General features: G+C 51.2%; 24 protein-coding genes and 1 pseudogene. 22 read left to right on the forward strand and 3 right to left on the reverse strand.

What is annotated here, in order from left to right:
* Positions 1-64: 64 nt before the first annotated feature.
* The 9 genes from DW915_RS08445 (at position 65) to DW915_RS08485 (ending at position 7,178) form a co-directional block, all read left to right on the forward strand.
* The gene (locus DW915_RS08445) at positions 65-796 is read left to right on the forward strand and encodes an NAD-dependent protein deacylase (protein ID WP_118741944.1); all 732 of its coding nucleotides are present in this window, start codon (positions 65-67) and stop codon (positions 794-796) included.
* A gap of 107 nt (positions 797-903) precedes the next feature.
* Entirely contained in the window at positions 904-1,095 is a 192-nt protein-coding gene (locus tag DW915_RS08450) for a DUF951 domain-containing protein (RefSeq protein ID WP_022461609.1), read from the forward strand.
* A 147-nt stretch (positions 1,096-1,242) separates the two neighbouring features.
* Positions 1,243-1,530, forward strand: a complete 288-nt coding sequence (gene rpsF / locus DW915_RS08455; protein WP_118741945.1) for a 30S ribosomal protein S6 — start codon at positions 1,243-1,245, stop codon at positions 1,528-1,530.
* Positions 1,531-1,541: 11 nt separating this feature from the next.
* Positions 1,542-2,003: a single-stranded DNA-binding protein gene (locus DW915_RS08460; protein WP_118741946.1), complete on the forward strand. Its 462-nt coding sequence runs from the start codon at positions 1,542-1,544 to the stop codon at positions 2,001-2,003.
* Positions 2,004-2,023: 20 nt separating this feature from the next.
* Positions 2,024-2,272: a 30S ribosomal protein S18 gene (rpsR, locus tag DW915_RS08465; protein WP_022461611.1), complete on the forward strand. Its 249-nt coding sequence runs from the start codon at positions 2,024-2,026 to the stop codon at positions 2,270-2,272.
* A gap of 189 nt (positions 2,273-2,461) precedes the next feature.
* Positions 2,462-4,507: a DHH family phosphoesterase gene (locus DW915_RS08470; RefSeq protein ID WP_022461612.1), complete on the forward strand. Its 2,046-nt coding sequence runs from the start codon at positions 2,462-2,464 to the stop codon at positions 4,505-4,507.
* A 1-nt stretch (position 4,508) separates the two neighbouring features.
* The gene (rplI, locus tag DW915_RS08475) at positions 4,509-4,955 is read left to right on the forward strand and encodes a 50S ribosomal protein L9 (protein ID WP_022461613.1); all 447 of its coding nucleotides are present in this window, start codon (positions 4,509-4,511) and stop codon (positions 4,953-4,955) included.
* A 4-nt stretch (positions 4,956-4,959) separates the two neighbouring features.
* Positions 4,960-6,294 carry a replicative DNA helicase gene (gene dnaB, locus DW915_RS08480; protein ID WP_022461614.1) on the forward strand — a complete coding sequence of 445 codons (1,335 nt, stop codon included), beginning with the start codon at positions 4,960-4,962 and terminating at the stop codon, positions 6,292-6,294.
* A gap of 299 nt (positions 6,295-6,593) precedes the next feature.
* On the forward strand, positions 6,594-7,178 hold the full coding sequence (locus DW915_RS08485) for a MerR family transcriptional regulator (protein WP_118741947.1): 585 nt from the start codon (positions 6,594-6,596) through the stop codon (positions 7,176-7,178).
* Positions 7,179-7,253: 75 nt separating this feature from the next.
* Here the strand turns inward: DW915_RS08485 and DW915_RS08490 are convergent, their stop codons facing one another.
* Positions 7,254-7,457 (reverse strand): DUF1858 domain-containing protein, encoded by a 204-nt coding sequence (locus DW915_RS08490; protein ID WP_022461615.1) that lies wholly within the window; start codon positions 7,455-7,457, stop codon positions 7,254-7,256.
* A 206-nt stretch (positions 7,458-7,663) separates the two neighbouring features.
* Here DW915_RS08490 and DW915_RS08495 point away from each other — a divergent pair, with 206 nt between their 5' ends.
* Positions 7,664-7,834, forward strand: coding sequence for a DUF362 domain-containing protein (locus DW915_RS08495; RefSeq protein WP_022461616.1), 171 nt, complete (start codon positions 7,664-7,666; stop codon positions 7,832-7,834).
* A gap of 68 nt (positions 7,835-7,902) precedes the next feature.
* Here DW915_RS08495 and DW915_RS08500 read toward each other — a convergent pair whose 3' ends face one another.
* Complete coding sequence (locus tag DW915_RS08500) at positions 7,903-8,652, reverse strand: adaptor protein MecA (protein WP_022461617.1); 750 nt, start codon at positions 8,650-8,652, stop codon at positions 7,903-7,905.
* 695 nt (positions 8,653-9,347) lie between these two features.
* Here DW915_RS08500 and DW915_RS08505 point away from each other — a divergent pair.
* From DW915_RS08505 to DW915_RS08520, 4 genes are all read left to right on the forward strand, one after another.
* Positions 9,348-11,048 carry a glycosyl hydrolase family 18 protein gene (locus tag DW915_RS08505; RefSeq protein ID WP_158581048.1) on the forward strand — a complete coding sequence of 567 codons (1,701 nt, stop codon included), beginning with the start codon at positions 9,348-9,350 and terminating at the stop codon, positions 11,046-11,048.
* Between the two features lie 60 nt (positions 11,049-11,108).
* Positions 11,109-12,191 carry a hypothetical protein gene (locus tag DW915_RS08510; protein ID WP_118741949.1) on the forward strand — a complete coding sequence of 361 codons (1,083 nt, stop codon included), beginning with the start codon at positions 11,109-11,111 and terminating at the stop codon, positions 12,189-12,191.
* Positions 12,192-12,273: 82 nt separating this feature from the next.
* A complete protein-coding gene (locus DW915_RS08515; RefSeq protein WP_330422677.1) occupies positions 12,274-13,065 on the forward strand; it encodes an N-acetylmuramoyl-L-alanine amidase in 792 nt (263 codons plus the stop codon).
* A complete protein-coding gene (locus DW915_RS08520) occupies positions 12,962-14,236 on the forward strand; it encodes a transglutaminase domain-containing protein (protein WP_118741950.1) in 1,275 nt (424 codons plus the stop codon). Before DW915_RS08515 ends, DW915_RS08520 begins: the two co-directional genes overlap by 104 nt.
* A gap of 52 nt (positions 14,237-14,288) precedes the next feature.
* On the opposite strand, the pseudogene DW915_RS16430 reads toward DW915_RS08520, so the two are convergent.
* Positions 14,289-14,480, reverse strand: a pseudogene (locus tag DW915_RS16430) (electron transfer flavoprotein subunit beta); the annotation flags it as partial.
* Between the two features lie 311 nt (positions 14,481-14,791).
* Between DW915_RS16430 and DW915_RS08530 the strand changes: the two are divergent.
* From DW915_RS08530 to DW915_RS08565, 8 genes are all read left to right on the forward strand, one after another.
* Positions 14,792-17,260: a methyltransferase domain-containing protein gene (locus tag DW915_RS08530; protein WP_118741951.1), complete on the forward strand. Its 2,469-nt coding sequence runs from the start codon at positions 14,792-14,794 to the stop codon at positions 17,258-17,260.
* 10 nt (positions 17,261-17,270) lie between these two features.
* Complete coding sequence (locus tag DW915_RS08535; RefSeq protein WP_118741952.1) at positions 17,271-18,212, forward strand: ABC transporter permease; 942 nt, start codon at positions 17,271-17,273, stop codon at positions 18,210-18,212.
* On the forward strand, positions 18,209-19,015 hold the full coding sequence (gene nikC / locus DW915_RS08540) for a nickel transporter permease (RefSeq protein ID WP_117761943.1): 807 nt from the start codon (positions 18,209-18,211) through the stop codon (positions 19,013-19,015). The genes DW915_RS08535 and nikC overlap by 4 nt, the downstream gene beginning before the upstream one ends.
* A 36-nt stretch (positions 19,016-19,051) precedes the next feature.
* The gene (locus DW915_RS08545; protein ID WP_118741953.1) at positions 19,052-19,888 is read left to right on the forward strand and encodes an ABC transporter ATP-binding protein; all 837 of its coding nucleotides are present in this window, start codon (positions 19,052-19,054) and stop codon (positions 19,886-19,888) included.
* Positions 19,881-20,648 carry an ABC transporter ATP-binding protein gene (locus DW915_RS08550; protein ID WP_022461627.1) on the forward strand — a complete coding sequence of 256 codons (768 nt, stop codon included), beginning with the start codon at positions 19,881-19,883 and terminating at the stop codon, positions 20,646-20,648. The genes DW915_RS08545 and DW915_RS08550 overlap by 8 nt, the downstream gene beginning before the upstream one ends.
* Before the next feature lie 71 nt (positions 20,649-20,719).
* Positions 20,720-22,282, forward strand: coding sequence for an ABC transporter substrate-binding protein (locus tag DW915_RS08555; protein ID WP_118741954.1), 1,563 nt, complete (start codon positions 20,720-20,722; stop codon positions 22,280-22,282).
* A gap of 107 nt (positions 22,283-22,389) precedes the next feature.
* Positions 22,390-23,799, forward strand: coding sequence for a Sapep family Mn(2+)-dependent dipeptidase (locus tag DW915_RS08560; protein ID WP_118741955.1), 1,410 nt, complete (start codon positions 22,390-22,392; stop codon positions 23,797-23,799).
* A 423-nt stretch (positions 23,800-24,222) separates the two neighbouring features.
* Positions 24,223-24,498, forward strand: coding sequence for a hypothetical protein (locus DW915_RS08565; RefSeq protein WP_118741956.1), 276 nt, complete (start codon positions 24,223-24,225; stop codon positions 24,496-24,498).
* The last annotated feature ends 56 nt before the right edge of the window (positions 24,499-24,554 follow it).

Below are 24,554 nucleotides of genomic sequence, written 5' to 3' on the forward strand. Positions count from 1 at the left end.
TTTTAATCTGCGGAAAGAATTCGGCAACGATTTTCTGATCTTACTATAGAAGGAGGAAGGCCAGATGGAAGAGGAAAGAAAAATCGAAACATTGCAGAGAATGATTGACACGCATGAAAACATCGTATTTTTTGGCGGCGCGGGTGTATCTACGGAGAGCGGAATCCCGGATTTCCGGAGCGTGGATGGTCTTTACCATCAGAAATACGATGTTCCGCCGGAGACGATTTTAAGCCACAGCTATTTCCTTCGCTATCCGGAAAAGTTTTATGCTTTTTACCGCGACAAAATGCTTCCGGTCGGCGCGAAACCGAACGCGGCGCACAAAAAGCTTGCAGAGCTGGAAGCGGCGGGAAAATTAAAAGCGATTGTGACGCAGAACATTGACGGACTGCATCAGGCGGCGGGAAGTAAAGTAGTGTATGAACTGCATGGAAGCACACATCGCAATTATTGTATGAAATGCGGGGCATCCTGCGATGCAGAGCTGGTGAGAAGGAGCAGCGGAGTTCCAAGATGTGAAAAATGCGGAGGCATGATCAAACCGGATGTCGTACTCTACGAGGAGAGTCTGAATGAGAAAGTGCTCGACGGTGCGATCCGCGCGATTGCGGCCGCCGATCTTCTGATCGTCGGCGGAACGTCGCTTGCTGTGTATCCGGCAGCAGGTCTTCTCCAGTATTTTCGGGGCGATGCACTGGTCCTGATTAATAAAGGTGCAACACCGATGGACAACAACGCAGATCTTCTGATCCAGCAGCCGATCGGACAGGTGCTCGGCAGTATCCGGGTGTGAAAATTCAGAGCTGTGAAAAATGGAGGTGCGGCTCTGATGATACAGAGAGAACCTTGAGAAAAAATCTCGGAAAGTGTCAGGAAATATAAAAATAAGGCGGAAAAAACATGGCAGAACATTACGAAGTAGGCGATATTGTAAAACTGAAAAAGCCGCATCCGTGCGGCAGCAGCGAGTGGGAAATCCTGCGTGTCGGCGCAGATTTCCGTCTCAAATGCACCGGCTGCGGCCACCAGATCATGGTAGCACGCAAGCTGGTCGAGAAAAACACCCGCGGATTACGAAAAAAAGATGCGTAATATCGTGAAAAAAACAAGAAAACACGCGAAAAAGGGCTTGCTATAAGCCCTTTTTTATGTTAAAATAACAAATTGTGACGTATAAAAATAATTCCTTGCTCCCCATAATGAAAATGGGGTGCCAAAAAGTCCAAAAGGAGGTAAAGCATGAACAAGTACGAATTAGCACTGGTTGTGAATGCAAAACTTGAAGAAGAGGAACGCGCAGCTGTAGTTGAGAAAGCCAAAGGTTATGTAACCCGTTACGGCGGAACAGTTGGCGAAGTAGAAGAGTGGGGCAAAAAACGCCTTGCATACGAAATTCAGCATATGCGTGAAGCATATTACTACTTTATTCAGTTTGAAGCAGACGCAGCAGCTCCGGCAGAGATCGAGAGCCATATGCGTATTATGGATAACGTACTGAGATACTTAGTCGTTAAAAAGGAAGCTTAAGAGGTAAGCGAATGAATAAAGTTATATTGATGGGAAGATTGACCCGAGATCCCGATGTCAGATACTCTGCTGGAGAGAACTCCACAGCGGTAGCCCGTTATACACTGGCTGTTGACCGCAGATTCCGCAGAGACGGCGATTCCGCAACCGCAGACTTTATCGGATGCGTTGCTTTCGGCCGCCAGGCAGAATTTGCAGAGAAATATCTGCGTCAGGGAACGAAGATCGCCATCACCGGCCGCATTCAGACCGGAAGCTACACCAACCGTGAAGGCCAGAAGGTCTACACGACAGACGTAGTTGTAGAAGAGCAGGAGTTTGCAGAGAGCAAAAATGCAGGCGGAAACAACGGAGGATACTCCGCACCGCAGCATAACAATCCGGCTCCGTCCGCAAATGCATCTGACCTGGGCAGCGCCGATGGTTTTATGAATATTCCCGATGGCATTGACGAAGAATTGCCATTTAATTGATAGAAAAGGAGAGATTGATCATGGCTTATAATAATAGTGAAAGACCAGCTTCCAGAAGACCGGCCCGCAGAAGAAGAAAAGTTTGTGTTTTCTGTGGTGGAGAAGAGATCAGCTACAAGGATGCAGCTAAACTGAAAAAATATGTATCCGAGCGTGGTAAAATCCTGCCGAGACGTGTAACTGGAACCTGCGCAAAACATCAGAGAGCAGTAACAGTAGCCGTTAAGAGAGCAAGACATATGGCTATTATGCCGTACGTAGATGATTGATTCTGACTTGCGCTAAGCACTGTCCGAACGTTCATTTTGAATCGGTAAATAAATGGAGGTATCTGCCCGAAAAGGGCGGGTACCTTTTTTGTATCCAGAAGTATCTTGTTGCCAAAGTACAGGTCAAAGTGGTATAATCGGAAGGACAGGAGCGAAATACAACACGCAACGTTGGAAAGGTGTTAGGAAATGAAAAGCAAAATGAAGTTGAGCGGCCAATTGCGGAGCTATCTTCGATGGCCGCTGATTTTGTCCATCCTGATGCTTGTGATGAATATCGGCATGTATTTTGTGGATGTGATGGCAGGAATGTGGTTCACGCTGTTTTTTGCAGTCTATGTGATCGCAGCCGCAGTTCTCTATTACAGACAGCGTCCGCAGGTGATCAACGAGCTGATTACCTTTGCGACCGAATACGGCCAGGTTCAGAAGCATCTGATCCAGGAACTGGCGCTGCCCTATGCCGTTATGGATTCGCAGGGAAAACTTCTCTGGGTCAATAAAGAGTTTACAAAAATCACAGGGAAGGATACACAGTATCATAAATGTATCGCCACCATTTTTCCGGAGCTGACGGTCGAGCGGCTGCCGAAAAATGAGGAGGAGACCGACATCGACGTGGCTTACGGCGAAAAGAATTTCCGTGCCCATGTAAAAAGCGTCTGCATCGACGAGCTGATCCAGAATTCGGAGATGATCAATACAGATATCAAAGGCTATTTTATTCAGGCACTGTATCTGTTCGATGAGACGGAGCTCCGCAAGTATATGCGGAAATTCGAGGACGAAACGATGGTCACCGGTCTTCTGTATCTGGACAACTACGACGAGGCGCTGGAGAGCGTCGAGGAGGTCCGCCGTTCCCTTCTGACCGCACTGGTCGAGCGGAAGATCAACAAATATTTCAACGATCTTGACGGACTGGTGAAGCGGTATGAGAACGACAAATACATCGTGGTCATGCGCCGGAGTTCGTTAAATGAACTGAAAGAGAAAAAGTTCGATATCCTCGAGGACGTCAAGACCATCAACATCGGAAACGAGATGGCGGTCACAATCAGTATGGGTATCGGAGCAGATGCTGGATCGTTTGCGAAAAACTCCGAGTATGCGAAAATCGCGATCGACCTGGCTCTTGGCCGGGGCGGCGATCAGGTCGTTTTAAAGGACGGTTCGAAGATTCAGTATTTCGGCGGAAAAACGCAGGCTGTGGAAAAGAATACGAGAGTCAAAGCCCGCGTCAAGGCGCACGCGCTGAAAGAATTTATGAACACGAAAGAGAAGGTCGTTGTCATGGGACACCGCCTGCCGGATGCCGATTCGTTCGGTGCGGCCATCGGTATCTACCGTGCGGCGAAAACGCTGAATAAAAAAGCGTACATCGTCATCGACAACCCGACCAGCTCGATCATTCCGCTGATGAATACGTTCCGCGACAACCAGGATTATGAGGCGGACATGTTTGTCAACAACCATGAGGCGAAAGAGATCATGGACGACAACACGCTGCTCGTTGTGGTCGATACGAACAAGCCGAGCATCACACAGTGTGAGGATCTGCTGTACATGGCGAAAATGATCGTCGTGCTGGATCATCACCGGCAGGGAAGCGATACGATCCGCAACTCGGTGCTTTCCTATATTGAGCCGTATGCATCATCCGCGAGCGAGATGGTTGCCGAGATTCTCCAGTATTTTACCGAGGGAATCCGCATCCGGAACGTGGAGGCGGACAGCATCTATGCCGGCATCATGATCGATACCGACAACTTTATGCAGAAAACAGGTGTCCGCACGTTCGAGGCGGCAGCGTTCCTGCGCCGCTGCGGTGCGGATGTGACGCGTGTGCGCAAGCTGTTCCGTGAGGATATGAACGATTACAAGGCAAGAGGAGAGACGATCCGCAATGCGGAGCTGTTCCGCGGCCAGTTCGCGATTTCCGAATGCCCGAGCGACTATGTGGACAGCCCTACGGTGGTCGGAGCACAAGCGGCGAACGAGCTGCTGAACATTGTCGGTGTCAAGGCGTCCTTTGTACTGACCGAGTATAAAGGCGTGATCTATATCAGCGCCCGCGCGATCGATGAGGTCAATGTACAGATCATCATGGAGCGGATGGGCGGCGGCGGTCATCTGAATATGGCGGGATGCCAGCTCGAGACCGTCAACATGGAGGGGGCGAGAAACCTTCTGAAATCAACCTTAACAGAAATGCAGGATGGAGGAGAAATCTGATATGAAAGTTATCTTACTGGAAGACGTAAAAGCACTTGGTAAAAAAGGACAGACTGTAAACGTAAGTGACGGATATGCAAGAAACATGCTTCTGCCGAAAAAACTCGGCATCGAGGCAACCGCAAAAAACCTGAATGAGCTGAAACTCCAGAAAGCACACGAGGACAAAGTGGCAGCAGAGCAGCTCGCTGAGGCACAGGCTTTCGCGAAAGAGATTGAGGACAAACAGGTTACCGTAGCAATCAAAGTCGGCGAGGGCGGAAAAGTATTCGGAAGCGTATCGGCAAAAGAGATCGCTGAGGCAGCAAAAGAGCAGCTCGGATACGACATCGACAAAAAGAAAATGCAGCTTCCGAACCCGATCAAGGTTCTTGGAACGACAGAAGTGCCGATCCGCCTGCATACCAAAGTAACTGCAAAGCTGAAAGTTATCGTAAAAGAAGCATAATTCTATGGAAGAAGCACTGATTAAACGAATCCTTCCGCACAGCATCGAGGCGGAGCAGTCGGTCATCGGTTCCATGCTGATGGGGCGCGAAGCCATCATGGCGGCATCGGAAATCCTGACGAGCGACGATTTTTACCAGCACCAGTACGGCGTCATTTTTGATGCCATGGTGGAGCTGTTCAATGAGGGAAAACCGGTCGATCTGGTCACCCTGCAGAACCGCCTGCGTGAAAAGGATGTTCCGCCGGAGATCAGTTCGATGGAGTTTGTCCGCGATCTTTTAAATGCGGTGCCGACTTCGGCGAATGTGCGCCATTATGCGAACATCGTCAGCGAGAAAGCGGTGCTGCGCCGTCTCATTAAGCTGACAGAAGAGATAGAGAATGACTGCTATCTGAACAAAGAGCCGGTGGAAGTCATCATGGAGGAGACGGAAAAGAAGATGTTCCAGTTATTGGGCCAGCGGAATTCCGGAGACTTCATGCCGATCCGCCAGGTTGTCATCAATACGCTGGAGAACATCGAGCGTGCATCGAAGACGAAGGGAAATGTCACGGGTATTCCGACCGGATTCACGGATCTGGACTACAAGACATCGGGTCTGCAGAACTCTGACTTTATCCTGATTGCGGCACGTCCGTCTATGGGTAAAACGGCGTTTGTCCTCAATATTGCGCAGTATATGGCGTTTAAGAAAGACAAAGCCGTTGCGATTTTCAGTCTCGAGATGTCGCGGGAGCAGCTGATGAACCGTCTGCTCTCGATGGAGTCGAAAGTAGATTCCCAGCATCTGAGAACCGGAAACCTGAAAGACGACGAATGGAGCAAGCTGATCGAGAGCGCCGGCATGATCGGTGAATCCCGACTGATGATCGACGATACACCTGGTATCTCGATCGGAGAGATGCGGTCGAAATGCCGCAAATACAAGCTGGAGCACGGTCTTGATATCATCATCATTGACTACCTGCAGCTGATGTCGGGAAGCGGAAAGAGCTCCTCGGAATCGCGTCAGCAGGAGATTTCGGATATCAGCCGTTCCTTAAAAGCACTCGCGAGAGAGCTGAATGTGCCGGTTGTTGCACTGTCCCAGCTTTCCCGGGCTGTTGAGCAGCGTACCGACCACCGTCCGATGCTTTCCGACCTGCGTGAGTCGGGAGCGATCGAGCAGGATGCCGACGTTGTTATGTTTATCTATCGAGATGATTACTATAATAAGGATTCCGAGAATAAGGGAATCGCGGAAATCATCATCGCAAAACAGCGAAACGGCCCGATCGGAACCGTCAATCTGGTCTGGCTGCCGGATTATACGAAATTTGCGAATGCAGAGAGATAAAAGAAAATATTTGTAACTATTCAGAGCCATGCGAAATTGAGGGGAAAAGTGCGACTCATGCTTGCATGAATGAGCACTTTTCCCCTCAATTTCATATGGCGAGAAGCCACATCGAGATGTAGCGTAGCGGAATCGAGATGGGGCTCTGAATAGTATGGTGTCAGAACGTGTCGTGGGATAGTCCTGCGGCACGTTTTTTGTGTATAATTGTATAAAATTGTCGGAATATTACGATGAGATTTTCTTGCGGCGGGGTGGGGACGCTCTTATAATAAAGGGAAGAAGGGAGTGGCTGCCGTATGGAAAATAGAACGTATCTGGTCACGGAGGCGGAGAAGCTGACCGGGGAGAAAGCGCATGTGCTCCGGTACTGGGAGGACGAGCTCGGCATGGAAATTCACCGCAATTCGCTGGGACACCGCTGCTATACTGCGCAGGACATTCAGATTTTTCTGGGAATCCGGGAACTGAAGAAAAAGGGGCTTCACCTGAAAGCGATCCGCGAGCTGATGCCGAAGCTGGTGCAGGCAACGGCGGAGATCAAAGCGTTTCCGGCGGAAGCGGCAGAGACGGCAAAGGAGAAGCCGGATCCGGCAATACCGGGAAAAGCGGACGAAGTGCCGGAGGTGGTTGTCGATCTTCTGCCCGAGCGGGAAGCAGAACAGCTGGCGGACACCGTGATGCGGCAGGAAGAGGAGGAGCGTCAGACGGAATTTTACCGCGTGCTCGGCCGTCTGCTTGACCAGATGATACAGAAGAGGCGTCAGGAGGAACGGAGCCGCCGCGTAGACGAGGCGATCCGCCGCCACCAGCAGAGCCGGAGAGAAGCAGCGGCGACGCTGGAGCAGAAAGGAAAACGGACGAAAGCAAAACGGAGCCATTGAACCAAAGGGTAAATTGGACAGAAAAAAAGAACGCCTGCGAGAGGCGTTCTTTTTGGATCCACGCGGAAATCCGACTTATTTTGCAGCCAGATAATCGTTGATCTGGTCTTCCAGAACCTGAGCGTCCAGGCCGTGAACCATAGCTGCTTCTTCCAGGGACTCACCCTGTGCAGAAGGGCAGCCGATGCAGTGCATGCCGGCTCCCATCAGGATTCCGATGATATTTGTATCCATTGCGATTAACTCGCCGATTGTCATGTCTTTCGAGATCTTTGCCATCTTAAAGTTCCTCCTTTAAATGTGTATATACCCGTCGTTCCGATTTTGACGGCTATTTTGATTATAGCGTACCCCCGGGGGGAATGCAAGAACAAATTCATAAGATTATAGAATGTTTATAATTTTGTACTTGTATTTCAGGGGGCAATCGTTTACAATGTGGATAGTACCGAAAGGGCCAAAAAATCTACAAGGAGGATAAGATCATGGCATATGTAATCACAGACGAATGTGTAAGCTGCGGAACCTGCGCTGGAGAATGTCCAGTAGAGGCTATCGCTGAGGGAGATTCCCATTACGAAATCAACCCGGATGTATGCGTTGAGTGCGGAACATGCGCAAGCGTATGTCCAACCGAGGCTATCACAGAAGAGTAATTTGTACGGAACGTACAAAAAAGGAAGTCTTTCACAGACTTCCTTTTTTTATGCATACGTTTCAAAACTTACAGAGAAGCCAGCTCCTGCAGAGCATTCTCTTTTACCATTGCATTTCCATGTTCCAGCAGAAATGCTTCAGCGGCCAGGGAGAAGGATTCCTGTCTGCCGTACTCGGAAAGAATGTTGCAGACCTTGTTGAATTCCTCCGGTTTGCAGCCGGACTGGTGCAGAACGAGCTGATAGTTGGCATCTGCCGTGTTCTTATAGAGGGAATTGCTGCCGGTAAAATACTGGTTCAGCGCTTTTGCGGAGCTGATGACATCGTCGAGGGTTGAGAAGTGGAAGGTGCGTACCAGATCCACATTCTTTTCCTCGGATGCTGCAGGCTCTTTTTCGTTTTCCTTCTGTGCCGCTTTCTTTGCGATTTCCTGTGCCTTGTTCTTCACATCGCAGAGCTTGTGGAACAGGTCGATGATGTCGTCCGCGCCGGAATACTGTACCGGTTCCGGTCCGTCCGTATCGTCGCCGGATGGAGCAAATTTGGCGAAGCGGGTGTCGAGCTCCTGTGGATCCTCGACTCTGGTGATAATGAGGACAATGCTGTCCGGAGCCACCGGAACGGCCTCGACCATGAGCGGGGCATTATCCACATTGAAGCCGAACTGCTGGTTGGCTTCAAGCATCATATCCTGAAACAGGCTGCGGGCCTTTTCCGTGCCGTAAGCCAGTTCGCTGAGCTTTAAATTTCTTTCGGCAAGATCGGCGCTGGTCAGTGTGCAGCGGATCTTGTTATCATTGATTTTTTCTATTTTCATAACTCTCACGTCCTTAATTACTCTTTACTTATATAAATAGGGCTGCTTACGATATAGTATAACACATCACGGAAAGAAGTAAAGAACTTAAGATTTTTTTTACATTTCGCATAATTTTTTCAGAAATGAAGGGACAAACTTTATTTGTAATTCCCCCGGTTTGAAGTATAATGGGAGTTGGGGAAACCTTTGCTTCTGCCCGGAGGGTGCATACTCCGGCCGGAAGCAGGCACAGAAAAAACGGATCGGATAAGAAGGCGTCCCCGCGAAACATGATCATTGAAACTAAAAACAAAAGTATTTCATACGGATCGATGGGGCTTTCTTTTTTGTACGTCACAACTGCAAATAAGCCATGAAACAAACAATCGACAAAACTTTTTAAACAGATTTTCTGAAAAATACCCAATAGCAAAAAGCAACGATACTTTCGTTACTGTTCAATCAGCAGTGAAACACCTGCTGTTTCGCTGCGTAAGAACATGATTCAGGTGTGAGCAGCCCTCCTTTTGCGAAGCAAAACTTTAAATGAGGGCTGCGAATGTTACAGTTCGCTGAGAACCAGTGAACTGTAACGATACTTTCTGACTCGCATGCGGTTCCCTTGCGCATAACGGTTGCTATTGGGTATTTTTTTTGTTATAATGGGCGCAAGTGGGGAGATCTTCAGAGCGAAGAAAAGGGGAAAAGAACACATGAAGGAGCAACAGAAGAAAAAAGCAGCGCCGGTACTGGTCGTACTGATTCTGATCGTGCTAGTCGGTGCAGCAGGCGTTGGTTCATTTTTGATAAACCGATATAAACCCGGAACCGAATACATGGCCGGGAACGAATATTTTAACCTGACAGACGAAAACAGCGTTGCGCTGATCCAGAACGGAGAACTTCTGGAAGAGCAGGCCGTCCTTATCGGAGGAGAGCCGTATGCGGCGTACACATATGTAGAATCCCAGCTGAACAGCTGCTTCTACTGGGATGAAGAAACAAAAGGAATCCTGCTTACAACGAGCGGCGGCGTGCAGACACTGCTTCCGGGCGATGCGGCCGTTGCCAAAACACCGGGCGGACAGCCTGCCGTACAGCAGGAGAGCGACGGAAATGTTTACATTTCGCTGGATGTCGTAAAAGAATACACAGATCTCGACTATGCATATTACAGCGATCCCAACCGTGTTGTAATCCGGAATGAATGGGACGGCGTGGAGCAGGCGACGGTACAGTCAGACACCGCGCAGGTGCGCCAGAAAGGCGGCATCAAGAGTCTGATTCTTGCGGATGTACAGAAGGGAGACACCCTGCTGTATCTGGAAAATCTGGACAACTGGTGCAAAGTCATGACGGCGGACGGCTATACCGGCTACATCCGGACAGAGGATATCTCCGAGCCGGAGGCCATCGAAGCGCGGACGGCAAAGAAAGATTCCTATGAAAGAATTACACGGGATCACAAAATCAATCTGGTCTGGCATCAGAGCACATCGACCGAGTCGAACGACGCGATGGCAGAGATGACAGCAGAAATGACCGGCGTGAACGTGATTTCACCGACCTGGTTTTCCGTGACAGACGAAACCGGTACGATTTCCAGCCTTGCGAGCGCCGATTACGTGAAACTGGCGCATGAAGCGGGACGGGAAGTCTGGGGATTGATTGATAACTTTAATGAAGCATTCGACGAAACAACCGATCTTGCCTACGCATCCGTGCGCAGCAGAATCATTGAGCAGCTGCTCGCCGAGGCAGCATCGTGCGGCATGGACGGCATCAACGTGGATTTCGAGAATCTGAAAGAGGCCGGAATCCCGCATTACCTGCAGTTTCTGCGGGAACTGACGAGCGCGGCGCATGCACAGAATCTTGTGGTGTCGGTCGATACGCCGGTACCGCAGGCTTACACGATGTATTATCAGCGCGGCGAGCAGGCAAGATTTGTGGACTATATGATTGTCATGGCCTATGACGAGCATTTCGCGGGAAGCGAGGAGGCAGGCTCTGTTTCATCCCTCCCGTTCGTACAGCAGGCCGTGGAGGAGATGACGCGGGTGATGCCTGCCGATCAGGTGATCTGCGGAATCCCGTTTTATACCCGTGTCTGGACGGAAAAGTTCGGACAGAGCGCCATTACCAGCGAGGTGCTGGGCATGGATGGCGCCAAAAACTATGCCAAAGAGAATCAGATGACAGAAACCTGGGATGCATCCCTTGGCCAGAATGTGGCAACGGTAGAAACTTCCGATGCCAGATACACGATCTGGATGGAGGATGAGCAGTCCATGGAGGAAAAACTGAAAGTGATCCAAAGCGCCGATCTCGCCGGAGTGGCAGAGTGGAAGCTCGGATTTGAGTGCGCAGACGTCTGGAGTCTGATTTCAGAATATATTGAAACAAACAGTTGACGAGGAGTCCGGGAAGGATAAGGGGAATGATAAAAGCCCGGGCACGAAGGAGGAGTATACATGTCAGAAAACAATCACGAAGAATTATTTAAAACAACGCTGATGGGCGGTTTCGATAAGGACGATGTCATGACGAAAGTGCAGAACCTGAAAGATCAGGCGTATGCCGCTCAGAAGAAACTGGAAGCGAAGATCGAGGAAAAAGAGCAGGAAATCGAGAAGCTGAACCGCAAGATCCGCGAGCGTGAGGATAAAATCGAGGAGCTCGAAAAAAATATTCATGAGAAATACCAGAGCTATATCGACAATTATGACAGCATCAGCGGCCTTGTGTTTGAGGCACAGGTGAAAGCGAAAAAACTGACACAGGAAACAGAAGATGCCTGCCGCGAGAAAACCGAAGAGACCGATGCAGCGTGCAGAAAGCTGACGGAGGAAACGGAGGAGAGCTGCAGAAAGCTAAAAGAAGAGACCGAGGAAGCCTGCCGCCGGAAAACCGAAGAAACGGACGAGTCCTGCCGCGAGAAAACGGAGGAAACGGATGAGGCGTGCTGCAAAAAGAGAGAGGAGACAAACGAGTCCTGCCGGAAACAGAGGGAGGAGACAAAGGAATCCTGTGCAAAGCAGCGCCGCGAGACGAAGGAACAGTGCGAATACATGGTAGAGAGCGCACGTCAGAAGGGCGAGGAACTGGCTGCTGTTTATGAAGAAAAACTGCAGGCCGAAGCAGAAGAAATCCAGAGCCATATGGACGCGGAGCTGCAGAAAGCCAACACCAGATACCAGAAGATTTACGCCGAGATGGAAACCATGACAAGTGTACTCGAGAAGAACCGCAGAATTTTTGAGGAGACTTTTGCCGGCATCGAAAAAATGCGTGAGGAGATGAAACGTTCTGCGTCGGAAGTGGAAACCTTCATGAAAGATCCGGTAAAAAGTATCTTTCCCGGAGAGGCAAAAGAAACAGCCGCAGAGCCAGACCGTGAAGATACCGCAGAAGAAGCAGAGGAAGAAGACGAAATCGTCGAAAATTCCGCAGTCATCGATCTCGAAAATGAGCCGGATTATCTCGATGATGACAACGACGAAGAAGAGGATGAAATCCCGAATCGCGCGCATGATGAAGAAGATGAGGAAGAGTAACCGGAAGCAATAAGAGTTGTAACCTGCCCCGCTGCTGCATAAAATGACCAAGAAAGGAAATTTGCAGCAGGGGGCTTTTCATTTGGAAAAAGGGAAAAAACTGGAATGGCTGATGGCGGTGATTCTGCTTTCGGCGGCGTATGTTCTGTCCCGCGAGGGCGCACGGCTGGTGGCAGCACAGAAGGCAGCCACAAAAGTAGTGGTGCTGGACAGCGGCCACGGCGGCGACGATCCCGGCAAAATCGGGGCAAACGGTGTCAAAGAAAAGGACATCAACCTTGCGATTGCCCGTCTGCTGAAAAAGAAGCTGGAAAAGCAGGGAATCCTTGTGGTGATGACGCGGGAAGGGGAGGATGATCTCTCCGATCCGGGAGCCGTGAATGCGAAAGTGCAGGATCTGCAGCGGCGCGTGCAGCTGATTCATGAAAAAAAGCCGGACTGTGTGATCAGCATTCACCAGAACAGCTACCCGGATGCGGCGGTCAAAGGGGCGCAGGTGTTTTATTATACGGATTCAAAAGAAGGCGAAAAACTGGCGCTCTGCATGCAGGCTGCACTGGTTGCGGGGCTCGATCCGGCGAATCACAGGAAAGCCAAGGGAAACAAAACGTATTACATGCTGAAGAAGACAGACGCAGTGCTGGTGATCTGCGAGTGCGGATTCCTCTCAAATCCGGAGGAGGAAGCGCTCCTGAACACAAAGGAGTACCAGAAAAAGGTGGCGGATGCACTGTGTGACGGCGTTTTAACGTATCTGGGAGAAAAGAAGAATGGCAAAGAGAAGACACAGACGAAGACGGAAGAGACCGCTGCGGGCGCTGCTTCCGCTTATGCTTGCCCTGCTGGCGGCTTATCTGGTATTTGGAGAATTTGATGAGAGCGATCCCGCGCAGAACGGAAGCGGAGCGGACAGCAGCACTGCTTCACAGACGGCAGACGAAAACAATGGTCTGTCAGAGAATGGCGCAACACAGTTTCAGGCGGAAAATACAGATGAGGAGGAGCTGGCGAAGCGGTATTATTACAGCCAGCTCGATGAAAACAGACAGATGATTTACCGCGAACTGGTGCAGGGAATCGCGGAACACCAGGAAACCATCATCACAAAAGGCGGCGATCCCGATGTGACGGCGGAGGTTTACGGATGGGTCTATATGGATTACCCGGAGTACTGCTGGATCAACGGAGCATCACATGTCACGGGATACGGTGAGCCGAAAAACTACTGTGAGGTAGTTCCGGAATACACGATTTCTGCGGAGGAGATCACAGGCCGCCAGACCCAGATCAAAGGGGCGGGAAATGATTTCTTAAGTGATATCGACCGTTCGATGGATGACTATGGGAAGATCAAGGCTGTCTTTGAAAAATGTATCCGGCAGATTGATTATGTGAAAGATGCGCCGGAGAATCAGACACTCTACAGCGGACTTGTGAACGGACAGACGGTCTGCGCAGGCTATGCCAGAACGTTCCAGTATCTGATGAACCGCCTGGACATCCCGGTCATTTATGTGACGGGAACGACAGACACTGGCGAGGCGCACGGCTGGAATATCGTAAAGTGCGGAGACAATTATTACAACGTCGATGTAACCTGGGGCGATCCGGTATTCGCAGAGGGCGAGAGCGGCGAGTACAATCTGCCGGACGACCTGATCTACTACGATTTTCTCTGCGTTTCCGATGCGGAATTTTCGGACACGCATCAGGCGGATGCGAATCTGCCGCTTCCGGCGTGCAATGCAGATGACCTCGAGTATTACCGCCAGATTGGCCGGTACATGGATACATTTGATGCGACGCAGATTCTGTGGGAAATGGAGACGGATATTGAAGAGACGAAAGAGTATTCCGAATTTAAATTTGCCACCGACGATCTGATGGCGCAGGTCATGAAAGCCCGACCGGAGCTTCTCGATAAGGCTTCCGGCTATCTTTGCAGCTATTACGGACTCGGGTCCGTAAAATATACATACAGCGAGGATACGGCGACAAGAAAGCTGATGGTATTCTGGCAATATAAAGGAGAACCGAGTGAATGACGGCATCATCGGCACCGCATGCGTAGGCATCGCGCATCATGGTTTCCGCCTGCGGAGGCCCCATGGTCAGCACGGTCACGGTTCCGCCAAGTTTTTCATGGAGAGAAATTGCGGTTTCGAGTGCAAAAAGATCATATGGATTCGTCCGTGTATCGCCGGACATCCGCTTCATGGCGCCGGTTTCCGGATCGATATCCACTTTCGTGCCGGCCGGCACCTGTTTCATACATACAATTATCTTCATTTCTTTTTCCTCTTGTACTTTTGACTTTGACGCGTTAAAACACTGTGTTGTTACAGCACGAAAGTATAGGGGTGTCGAGAAAAAATATCAAATTTGCCGATGGAGAGGGAAGAAAGAAACCCGGGATTGGACAAAATGCCAAAGGAAAAGGGACAGGAACCTGCGCCGGCGTTAAGGATATCCCCCGTGGGGGCTTGTGAAAACGGCCAATTTTTGGTAGAGTAAAGGAATATTTGAGCGGTTGGAAAACGGCCGCGCCGGTCTGCGGATGAAAACCGGAAAATGGAAGAAAAAAGAAAGAAGCGGAAGATATGAAACAGGAATTATTACAGGAAATTGCCTCCTACTGGAGAACCCGTGCGGAGGGGTATTCTGAGGTCAATGAAAAAGAACTGGCGGGAAGCCAGAGAGAAGCGTGGCTGCATGTATTAGAGGAGCAATTTCCAGAGAAAAAGAAAGAAGAGATGAAGATTCTCGATATCGGAACCGGCCCAGGATTCTTCCCGATGATTTTGTCGGAGGCAGGTTATACGGTGACGGCTGTTGACTACACGGAGGAGATGCTGGAAAAGGCGAAAGAGAATCTGGGAAAATATACGAAATACGGTCTGGAGCGCGTGACGCTGCAGCGGATGGATGCACAGAATCTGGAGTTTGCGGATGAGACCTTTGATGTTGTCATTTCCAGAAATCTGACCTGGAATCTGGAAAAGCCGGAGCAGGCATACCAAGAGTGGATGCGTGTCCTGAAACCGGGCGGCGTGTTGCTCAATTTTGATGCGAACTGGTACGGTTATCTCTATGACGAGGAGAAAAAAGAAGCGTACGAGGCAGACCGGAAGAAAGTGGAAGAGCAGCAGCTCGACGACCATTATCTGTGCACGGACATTGACCGCATGGAAAACATTGCGCGCCAGGTGCCGCTCTCTGCGATGGAACGGCCGACGTGGGATACGAAGGTGCTCGAATCCCTCGGCGTCTGTTCCATTCAGACCGATTCCGAAATCTGGAAGCGCGTCTGGAGCGAGGAAGAGAGACTGAACTATGCATCGACACCGATGTTTCTGGTGCGCGCGGAAAAAAGTGCAGAGCAGTCCTTCCAGCTTGGTGATGTGACCGTCCGCCGCGGCGAAAAATATCAGGGGGATATCTCCTTTGCGAATGGGGATATCGTGCTTCCGGGAACGATTATCTGTGGAAAACTTCCGGGAAAAACAATGCTGATCACCGGCGGCGTTCATTCCGGTGAATACGTCGGCATTCAGGCGTGTGTGGAACTGGGAGCGGAGCTTCAGCCGGAAAAAACGGTTGGAACGATCGTGATTTTAAAGGTCTTAAACCGTCCTGCTTTTGAAAACCGTGCGGGCAGTCTCGGACTTTCCGATGGCAAAAACCTGAACCGTGTATTTCCGGGCAATCCAAACGGAACCGAGATGGAGCGGCTGGCGTGGGCCATTACGAAAGAAGTTTATCCGAAGGTGGATTATTATATCGATCTCCACAGCGGCGATGATTTTGAAGCATTGACGCCGTATGTCTATTACGCCGGAAAAGCGGCGCAGGAGGTGACAGAAGTTTCGCGGAAAATGGCGGAGCAGGTGGATGTTCCGTACATGGTGCGTTCCATGGTGTCATCAGGCGGAGCGTACAACTACGCGGCGTCCAAGGGCATCGCGAGCATCCTCTTAGAGCGCGGCGGCATGGGAGCCTGGACTTCCGAGGAGGTCAATTCCGACAAGCGTGATGTGCGCAATATCTTAAGCAGCCTCGGCATGTATCAGATCCGCCGCGATGTGCGGAACTACGTGCCGATGGAGGTGACGGATGTCCGCTATCAGGCGGCTTCCGAAGACGGCCTCTGGTATCCGGCGGCAAAACCGGGCGATATGGTTGCAGAGGGCGCACTGCTCGGAACGGTCCGTGATTATAATGGAAAACTCCGTGAGACGTGCCGTGCCGAGTACACCGGTGTGGTGCTGTACCAGACGGGCAGTCTGCAGGTAACAGAAGGGGGCCCTGTCGTTGCTTACGGAAGAATTGTGCGCGAGCCGGAGTACGACGACCGCAAAGAGCAGATTGTCCATTACTGGGAGAAACGGAGCGAGAGCTTTTTAGAGCAGAGACGCTCCGAACTTGCAAACCCGATTGCGAAGCGCTGGATGAAAGAGATTGAAAAACAGATCCCGGCGGGAAGACGGTTAAAGATCCTTGATGTGGGCTGCGGAGCCGGATTTTTCTCGATCCTGCTGGCAAAAGAGGGCCACGAGGTCTTCGGCATCGACCTGACACCGGAGATGATTGAGAATGCAATCCAGCTTGCCGAAGAAGAGAATGCCGACTGCTGCTTCCAGGTCATGGACGCGGAAAATCCGATGTTTGCGGATGAAACGTTCGATGTTGTCATTTCCCGAAACCTGACGTGGACGCTGCCGAATGCGGAGCATGCTTACGGCGAGTGGATGCGTGTGCTGAAAACGGACGGTGTGCTGCTGAACTTCGATGCCAATTACGGAAAAGAAGATGTTGCCGATACGAAGGGACTTCCGGAGGCGCATGCCCATTTCAAGGTTGGAAACGAGATGCTCGAAGAGTGCGAACGGATCAAATCACAGCTCCCGATCAGCCGCAAAAACCGGCCGGCGTACGATGTGGCGGTGCTGTGCGAAAACACAGCGGGAGAAATCCGCATTGATACGAGCCTTGGAAAACGCATTTATCTGGAAAAAGACGAGTTCTATAACCCGGCACCGATGTTTTCGATTTGTGCCGTGAAGCAGTAAAGGAGTATTTGTGAAAAAATATCTGTTAAAACGACTGCTTCGCCTGATTCCGGTATTCCTCGGCGTGACGATTCTCGCTTTTCTGCTGACGGGACTTTCCTCGGTCGATGCGGTGGATTTAAAAGAGAGCAGCAGCGGCGGCGTGATGTCGGAGGCGGAAAAAGAAGCGATGCGGGAGGAGCTGGGACTGAATGAGCCGAAAGCTGTCCAGTACCTGCAATGGCTGAAAAACGCCCTGCGCGGTGACTTCGGGGAGTCGTACGTTTCCGGCAAACCGGTGCTTGTAAGCTTCTGCGAAAAACTGCCCGCAACGATTGCACTTGCGGCGCTGGCGCTTGCCATGACGGTCTGTCTTTCGTTTCCGCTCGGTATCTTAAGTGCAAAATATCAGAATACGTGGGCGGACCGCAGTATCAGCCTGTTCTGCTTTGCAGGTAATTCGTTTCCGGGGTTTTTCACTGCACTTCTTCTCTTGTATTTCTTTTCGCTGAAATGGAATTTTTTTCCGGTTCTCAGTATGGGAAAGGGATGGAAAAGCTGTGTGCTTCCGGCGGCGACGCTTGCGGTTTCGATGACGGCAAAATACACCCGTCAGGTGCGTTCTGCCGTGCTTGCAGAGCTGGAGCAGGAGTACGTGGCGGGTGCACGGGCACGTGGGTTAAGTGAAAACCGGATTCTGTTCGGAAATATATTAAAATCCGTGCTGCTTCGGATGGTCACGCTGCTATTCTTATCCGCCGGTTCGCTGCTTGGAGGAACCGCCATCGTTGAGACGATTTTCATGTGGAATGGTGTCGGAAAAATGGCCGTGGATGCCGTTTCCATGCATGATATTCCCGTGATCCAGGCATATCTGGTGTGGATGGCGGCAATCTATCTGCTGCTGCATCTCATTGCTGATCTGATGATGGGTGCACTGGACCCGCGGGCGAAGCTGGAGGGAATGCGATGAAAAAAGAACAGAAAAGAAAGATCCTTTTTTATGGCATCCTCGCCGGTGCGCTGCTGCTGTTTGCCGCGTGTGCGGCCCATCTGGCACCGTACGATCCGTATGAGCAGAATCTGGAACTGTCCCTTCTTCCGCCGTCCGCGGCGCACTGGATGGGGACGGACCGCTATGGAAGAGATCTGTTTTCAAGGATTCTCTCCGGCGCGCGGGTCAGTATTTTTTCAGCACTTCTTGTCGTTGCGGCAAGCGCTCTGATCGGAACACTCGCCGGAATTTTCAGCGGCTGGCTGGAAGGTAAAACGGATACGGTTCTGATGCAGATCTCCGATATTTTTCTGGCCTTTCCGGGTATGGTATTTGCAATCGCATTTTCCGGCGTTCTGCAGAGCGGCATGACGGGAGCCGTTGTGTCGCTGATCCTTGTTTCCTGGCCGAAATATGCACGGCTTGCGCGGAACCGTGTGCTGGCATTGAAACACATGCCGTTCATCGCGGCGGCGCGCCTTACAGGAAACGGAACATGGAAGATGATCAGACGCCATATTCTGCCGAATCTTGCGGGGCAGACGATTGTCACAGCGGTGCTTGATATCGGAACGATGATGCTGGAAATCGCGGGTCTGTCCTTCCTCGGCCTTGGTGCGGAAGCGCCGTCGGCGGAGTGGGGAGCGATGATGAGCAACGGAAGAAGTATGCTGCAGACCGCGCCCTGGGTCATTCTGGCGCCGGGACTGGCGATTTTTCTGACCGTTCTTGTCTGCAATCTGCTTGGTGAGGCGGTACGGAAAACGGTGGATCAGGGATAAGGGGCAAACGAAAATGGAAACAAAGGGAGCAAAAACATGAGCGAAAAACTGCTGGAAATCAGCGGTCTTTCTGTCTGTTATGAGGGGGAGCAAATTTTAAATAACATCTGTTTTTCCGTCAAAAAAGGAGAAACCGTCGGCATCGCCGGGGAGTCGGGCAGTGGAAAAAGTACCTTGCTGCGAGCGATCCTGCGGCTGATGGGAAAGAATGGTTCCATCACCGGCGGGCAGATCACATTTCGCGGAGAGGAGCTGACGGGCATGTCCGAAAAGAAGCTGCGGAGTCTGTGCGGTTCAGAAATTGGTATGATTTTCCAGAATACAGGGGCATCACTCTGTCCGACCCGGAAAATCGGAGCACAGATCTGTGAAAGCGTGCGCGCCCATGAGAAACGCTGCGGATTCATCACCCCGATTTCTGGGGGAATGTCTGGCAGAAAAAGCCGCAGAGAAATCAAAGATATGACGCTCCAGCGATTTGCGGATATGGGGCTTTCGGATGGCGAGACGATCTGGAACAGCTATCCATCGTCGCTCTCCGGCGGCATGAACCAGCGCGTCGGGATTGCGCTCGCAATGCTGCTGCATCCGTCGCTTCTTCTGGCGGACGAGCCGACGAGTGCACTCGATGTGGTTTCGCAGGCGCAGGTGCTGCGGGAGCTTCAGGCGTTGCAGCAGAAAGAGCAGACGGGGATGGTGCTGGTGACGCACAATCTTGCGGTTCTCGAGCAGATGGCAGACCGGGTTGCTGTTTTGAAGGATGGAAACATCGTGGAGCAGGGGGAGACAAGGACGGTTTTCGATCACCCAAAGGACGAATATACAAAAAATCTCCTTGCGGCTGTGCCGGGAAGAGGGAAGAACGATGCATAATCATAACATGCTGGAAGTAAACAACTTAAGCAAAAACTTTGCTGGAACCGGCCGGGAAACGGAATTTGCCGCCGTGGACGGCATCAGCTTCACACTGGATGCGGGGGAATGTCTTGGCCTGATCGGGGAGAGCGGATGCGGAAAAAGCACGACGGCCCGTCTGATCACCGGATTGGTTCAGGCGGATGCAGGCAGCGTTCTGTTGGAAGGCGAGGAAATCCTCGGAAGAAAAGGCAGGCGGCAGCGCGAAGTTTACCGGAAAATACAGATGGTCTTCCAGACCCCGCAGGATTCCTTCGATCCAATGCAGACGCTCGAAACCGGGATTCTGGAAGCTTTTCGGAATCAGGGAATGAGCCGGAAAGAGGCGTGTCTTCATCTGCCGGAGCTGCTGAAAAAAGTGGAACTTAGTTCGGAAACGGCGATGCGCTATCCCCGCGAGACGAGCGGCGGAGAGTGCCAGAGAGCCGCAATTGCGCGGGCTCTTGCTGTGCAGCCGTCTCTTCTGATCTGCGACGAGGCAACGAGTGCGCTCGATGCGGCGGTACAGGCGCAGATCGTTCAACTGCTGAAAAAACTGCAGCGGGAAGAAGGACTTGCGATGCTGTGGATCGGCCACGACCTTGCGCTGGTGCGGGAACTCTGCAGCCGTGTGATTGTCATGCGGCAGGGAAAAATCGTGGAGCAGGGGGAGACGCGGGAGGTATTGGAGTACCCGAAAGAGGAATACACGAAACTGTTGATGGAGTATAGTCTGTGAGAAAACTGTTGAAACAGAAAATCAGACAGCGGAAATGGTGGTGCCATTTGCGAAAACAGGAGAAGTACAGAATGCAGAGAAAGAACGGCAGAAGGAAAAAAATTGCATATGTTTTGTGCGGCATTCTGGCGGTGGTACTGTTTTCCGGTTGTCAGAGCACAGCGGCAGATGGTACAGATGAAAAAGTTTTCGTATACGGCGACACGACATTCAACGCCGAAAACGACGAGTCCGATGTCAACCCGCACAACGGCTATTCCGGCTGGGCGTGTATCCGCTATGGGATCGGTGAGACGCTGTTTCATTATTCCGATTCTATGGAGATCGAGCCATGGCTGGCAGAAAGCTATGAGCTTGTGGACGATACAACATGGCGGATTACACTGCATGAAGGCATCTCCTTTACGAGCGGGCGCACTCTCGACGCGGAGGCGGTCAAAGAATGTCTCGAGGATCTGATCGCAGTACATGACCGTGCACGCGGGGATCTGAAAATTGAGAGCATCGAGGCAGACGGCCTGATCGTAACGATTCACACCGAACAGCCTGTCCCGGCGCTTCTGAATTATCTGTCTGACCCATATGGATGCATCATTGATATGCAGGCAGGTGTGACGGATGACGGCAATGTCGCCGGAACCGGCCCGTACCGCGCAGTACAGGTGGAGACGGATCAGGGACTGACGCTCGTGAAAAATGACAATTACTGGAACGGAACGCCAAAGCTCGACCGGATCGAAGTAAAAACGATCCGCGACGGCGATACGATGACGATGGCGTTACAGTCAGGCGAGCTCGACGCGGCGTACGGTCTGCCGTATTCCAATCTGATCCTGTTCCGCGATGAACCATACACGATTTCTTCGGCGGATACGTCGCGTACCTTCTTCGGACAGTTCAACGGATCATCCGGGGTGCTGCAGGACGACCGCGTGCGCGAGGCAGTCATCGGAGCGATCGACCGGGAGGGCTTTGTGAATACGCTGATGGAAGGAAACGGAAGCGTGGCGGAAGGCCCGTTCCCCTCTTACTTTGCATTCGGCGACAGCAAAGTGCAGGAGGAGTCCTATGATCTTGAGTATTCCAGAGAACTGCTGGCTGAAGCAGGCTGGACCGATGAGGACGGCGACGGCTACGTGGAAAAAGACGGAAAACGCCTGACCATCTGCTGGCTCACGTATCCGAGCCGCCAGGAACTGCCGCTTCTCGCGGAGAGTGCACAGGCATCGCTGAAGAAAATCGGAATCGAAGTACAGATCCAGTGCACGGCAAATCATCTGGAACTGCTGAAAAAAGGAAACTGGGATGTTTATGTCAGCGCATTTGTCAGCGCACCGACGGGCGATCCCGAGTATTTCTTTACAACGCACTGCCTGCAGGATTCCTCCAAGAACCGCGGCGGTTATTACAGTGAGACACTCGAGATGCTGGAGCAGCAGTTAAGCGGCGAGTTTGATACCGAAAAACGAACCGAACTGGCCATCGAGATGACGCAGACGCTGCTGGATGACCACATGTTTTTCTTCGCATCACACCTCAAGATGTCGATGGTATCCGGCGAGGGTGTGACGGGGCTTACGGCGCATCCGTGTGATTATTATGAAATTACAGTCAATTTGGACAAAAACAAATGATTATTTGGCAAAAGAGCAGAAAATGTGGATTTTCTGCTCTTTCTGCGTTATGATAGGAAAAGAACAGCACTGCGACGGTGCCAGAGAAGAGAAAAGGAGAAGTTACGATGCGGAAAGAAGAATTAAGAACATATATTGAAAACCACGAATCCGAAATGATCGAGGATCTGAAAAGCCTGATCCGGATTCCAAGCGAAAAACAGGCGGCAGAGCCAGGCAAACCATTCGGCACACCGGCGGCAGAAGCACTGGCGCAGGGAATCGAAATTCTGGAAAAATACGGCTTTGCCGTAACCAACTACGACAACTACGCGATTGCATCTGACTTTAATCAGGAAGAAAAGGGCCTTGATATTCTCGCCCATCTCGATGTCGTACCGGCAGGCGAAGGCTGGCAGGAGACCGATCCATTCACCCCGCTCATCAAAGAAGGAAAAATGTTCGGCCGCGGAACCGCAGACGACAAAGGACCGGCGATCGCAGCTATCTACGCAATGCGCGCTGTCAAAGAACTCGGTTACCCATTAAAGAAAAACGTCCGTCTTGTCCTCGGTTCCGACGAGGAGTGCGGAAGCTCTGACCTCGAATATTATTATAAGAAAGAAGTGGAAGCACCATGCACCTTCTCACCGGATGCCGAATTCCCGGTCATCAATATTGAAAAAGGCGGCATGCGCGGCCACTTCGAAAAAACCTCCGATGCCGGAACGACAGGCGTGCGCCTCGTATCCTTACAGGCCGGCACCAAACTGAACGTTGTACCAGGCAAAGCATATGCAGAGCTTGCCGGCATGGCAAAAGAAGACCTGAAAACCTGCGCTGACGAGACTGAGCAGAAGACCGGCGTTTCCTTCGTTCTGGAAGACACCGAAAACGGCAATATAAAAATCACCGCCTGCGGTGCCTTCGCCCACGCATCCACCCCGGAAATGGGTAACAACGCACTGACTGCACTGCTGCAGCTTCTCGCATCCGTTCCGATGGAAGAGAGTGAACTGAAAAACGACATCAGTTTCCTTGCAAAAGTTTACCCGCACGGCGACGGCAAAGGCGCAGGCCTCGGTGTCATCATGTCAGATGAAGAGTCCGGCGAGCTCACCTTAAGCCTCGACCTTATGAACTACGACGGCAAAACCTTGACCGGTTCCTACGACTGCCGCGCCCCGATCTGCGCGACAAAAGAAAACCTGTACGATACCGCCGGGCAGAACATGAAAAAAGGCGGCTTCTCCATGGAAGGCAGCGGAATGTTCCCACCACACCACGTCCCGGCCGACAGCCCGTTCGTCCAGACCCTGCTGCAGTGCTATACGGATGTCACTGGAAAACCAGGCAAACCATTTGCGATCGGCGGCGGAACGTATGTGCATCATCTGAAAAACGGCGTTGCGTTTGGATGCGCAGACCTTGAAGTCGACAACCGTATGCACGGAGCAGACGAGTTCGTGGAAATCGAATGCCTGAAAGAATGCGTTGTGATCTTTGCGGAGGCGATTGTGCGGATCTGTGGGGAATAAAATCCTGCAAATAAAGAGGAAAGAAGAGTCCCAATGCCGTAAACTATTTTAAACGGCGTGGGACTCTCTTACGCAACGGAGAAAGAACAGATGAGGGCGGGAACATGAGAGAAATATTGGGAATTTTGCTGGGATTTTTGCGGCCAAAAATAAATTTCATTTTCATAGAAAAAAGGATCCCTCGCAAGAGAAAAAGCTAACAAGCCTCGTCCTTGCTGGGATCCTTTTAATTACTGCTGGGGATGTCGAAATGTGGTATTAACCGACATCCCCTTTTTTATTGAATTTATGTTTAAATGTTAAACTTCCGAGCAGTAACGAGCGCGGTAACAAATTGTTGCAGAATACAAGGAATGCTTGCATTTTTGAGACGCGATGGGTAAAATAGAGAACATATGATGGCACAAAAGAGTGGAGATTAAAATGAAGAAAAAAACAGGAAAACGGATCCGGTGTGGCAGTCCTGCCGGAGCGATTTTTGTTCTGGGAGTGCTGATCCTTGTCGTGGGCGGAAGCTTCGCGGCGTACACTAATTTTCAGAGTGTAAAGCGTGTCGTATCGACAGGAACACAGAGCGATACAATGTTTGGTTCGAATTATCTGTCACTGATAAGCCTGACGGATGAAAATCCTCCGGTGAAACGGATTTCACTCGCAGAAAGTGACAATTATTACACCATTACGGTAAGCGTGTTATAGCAAAAATTGAAACGATTCAGAGCCACATCTTGATGCCGTTGTGTTGCATCTCGATG

Source organism: Blautia sp. AM42-2, from assembly GCF_003480245.1.
In the GTDB taxonomy this organism is placed as follows: domain Bacteria; phylum Bacillota; class Clostridia; order Lachnospirales; family Lachnospiraceae; genus Fusicatenibacter; species Fusicatenibacter saccharivorans.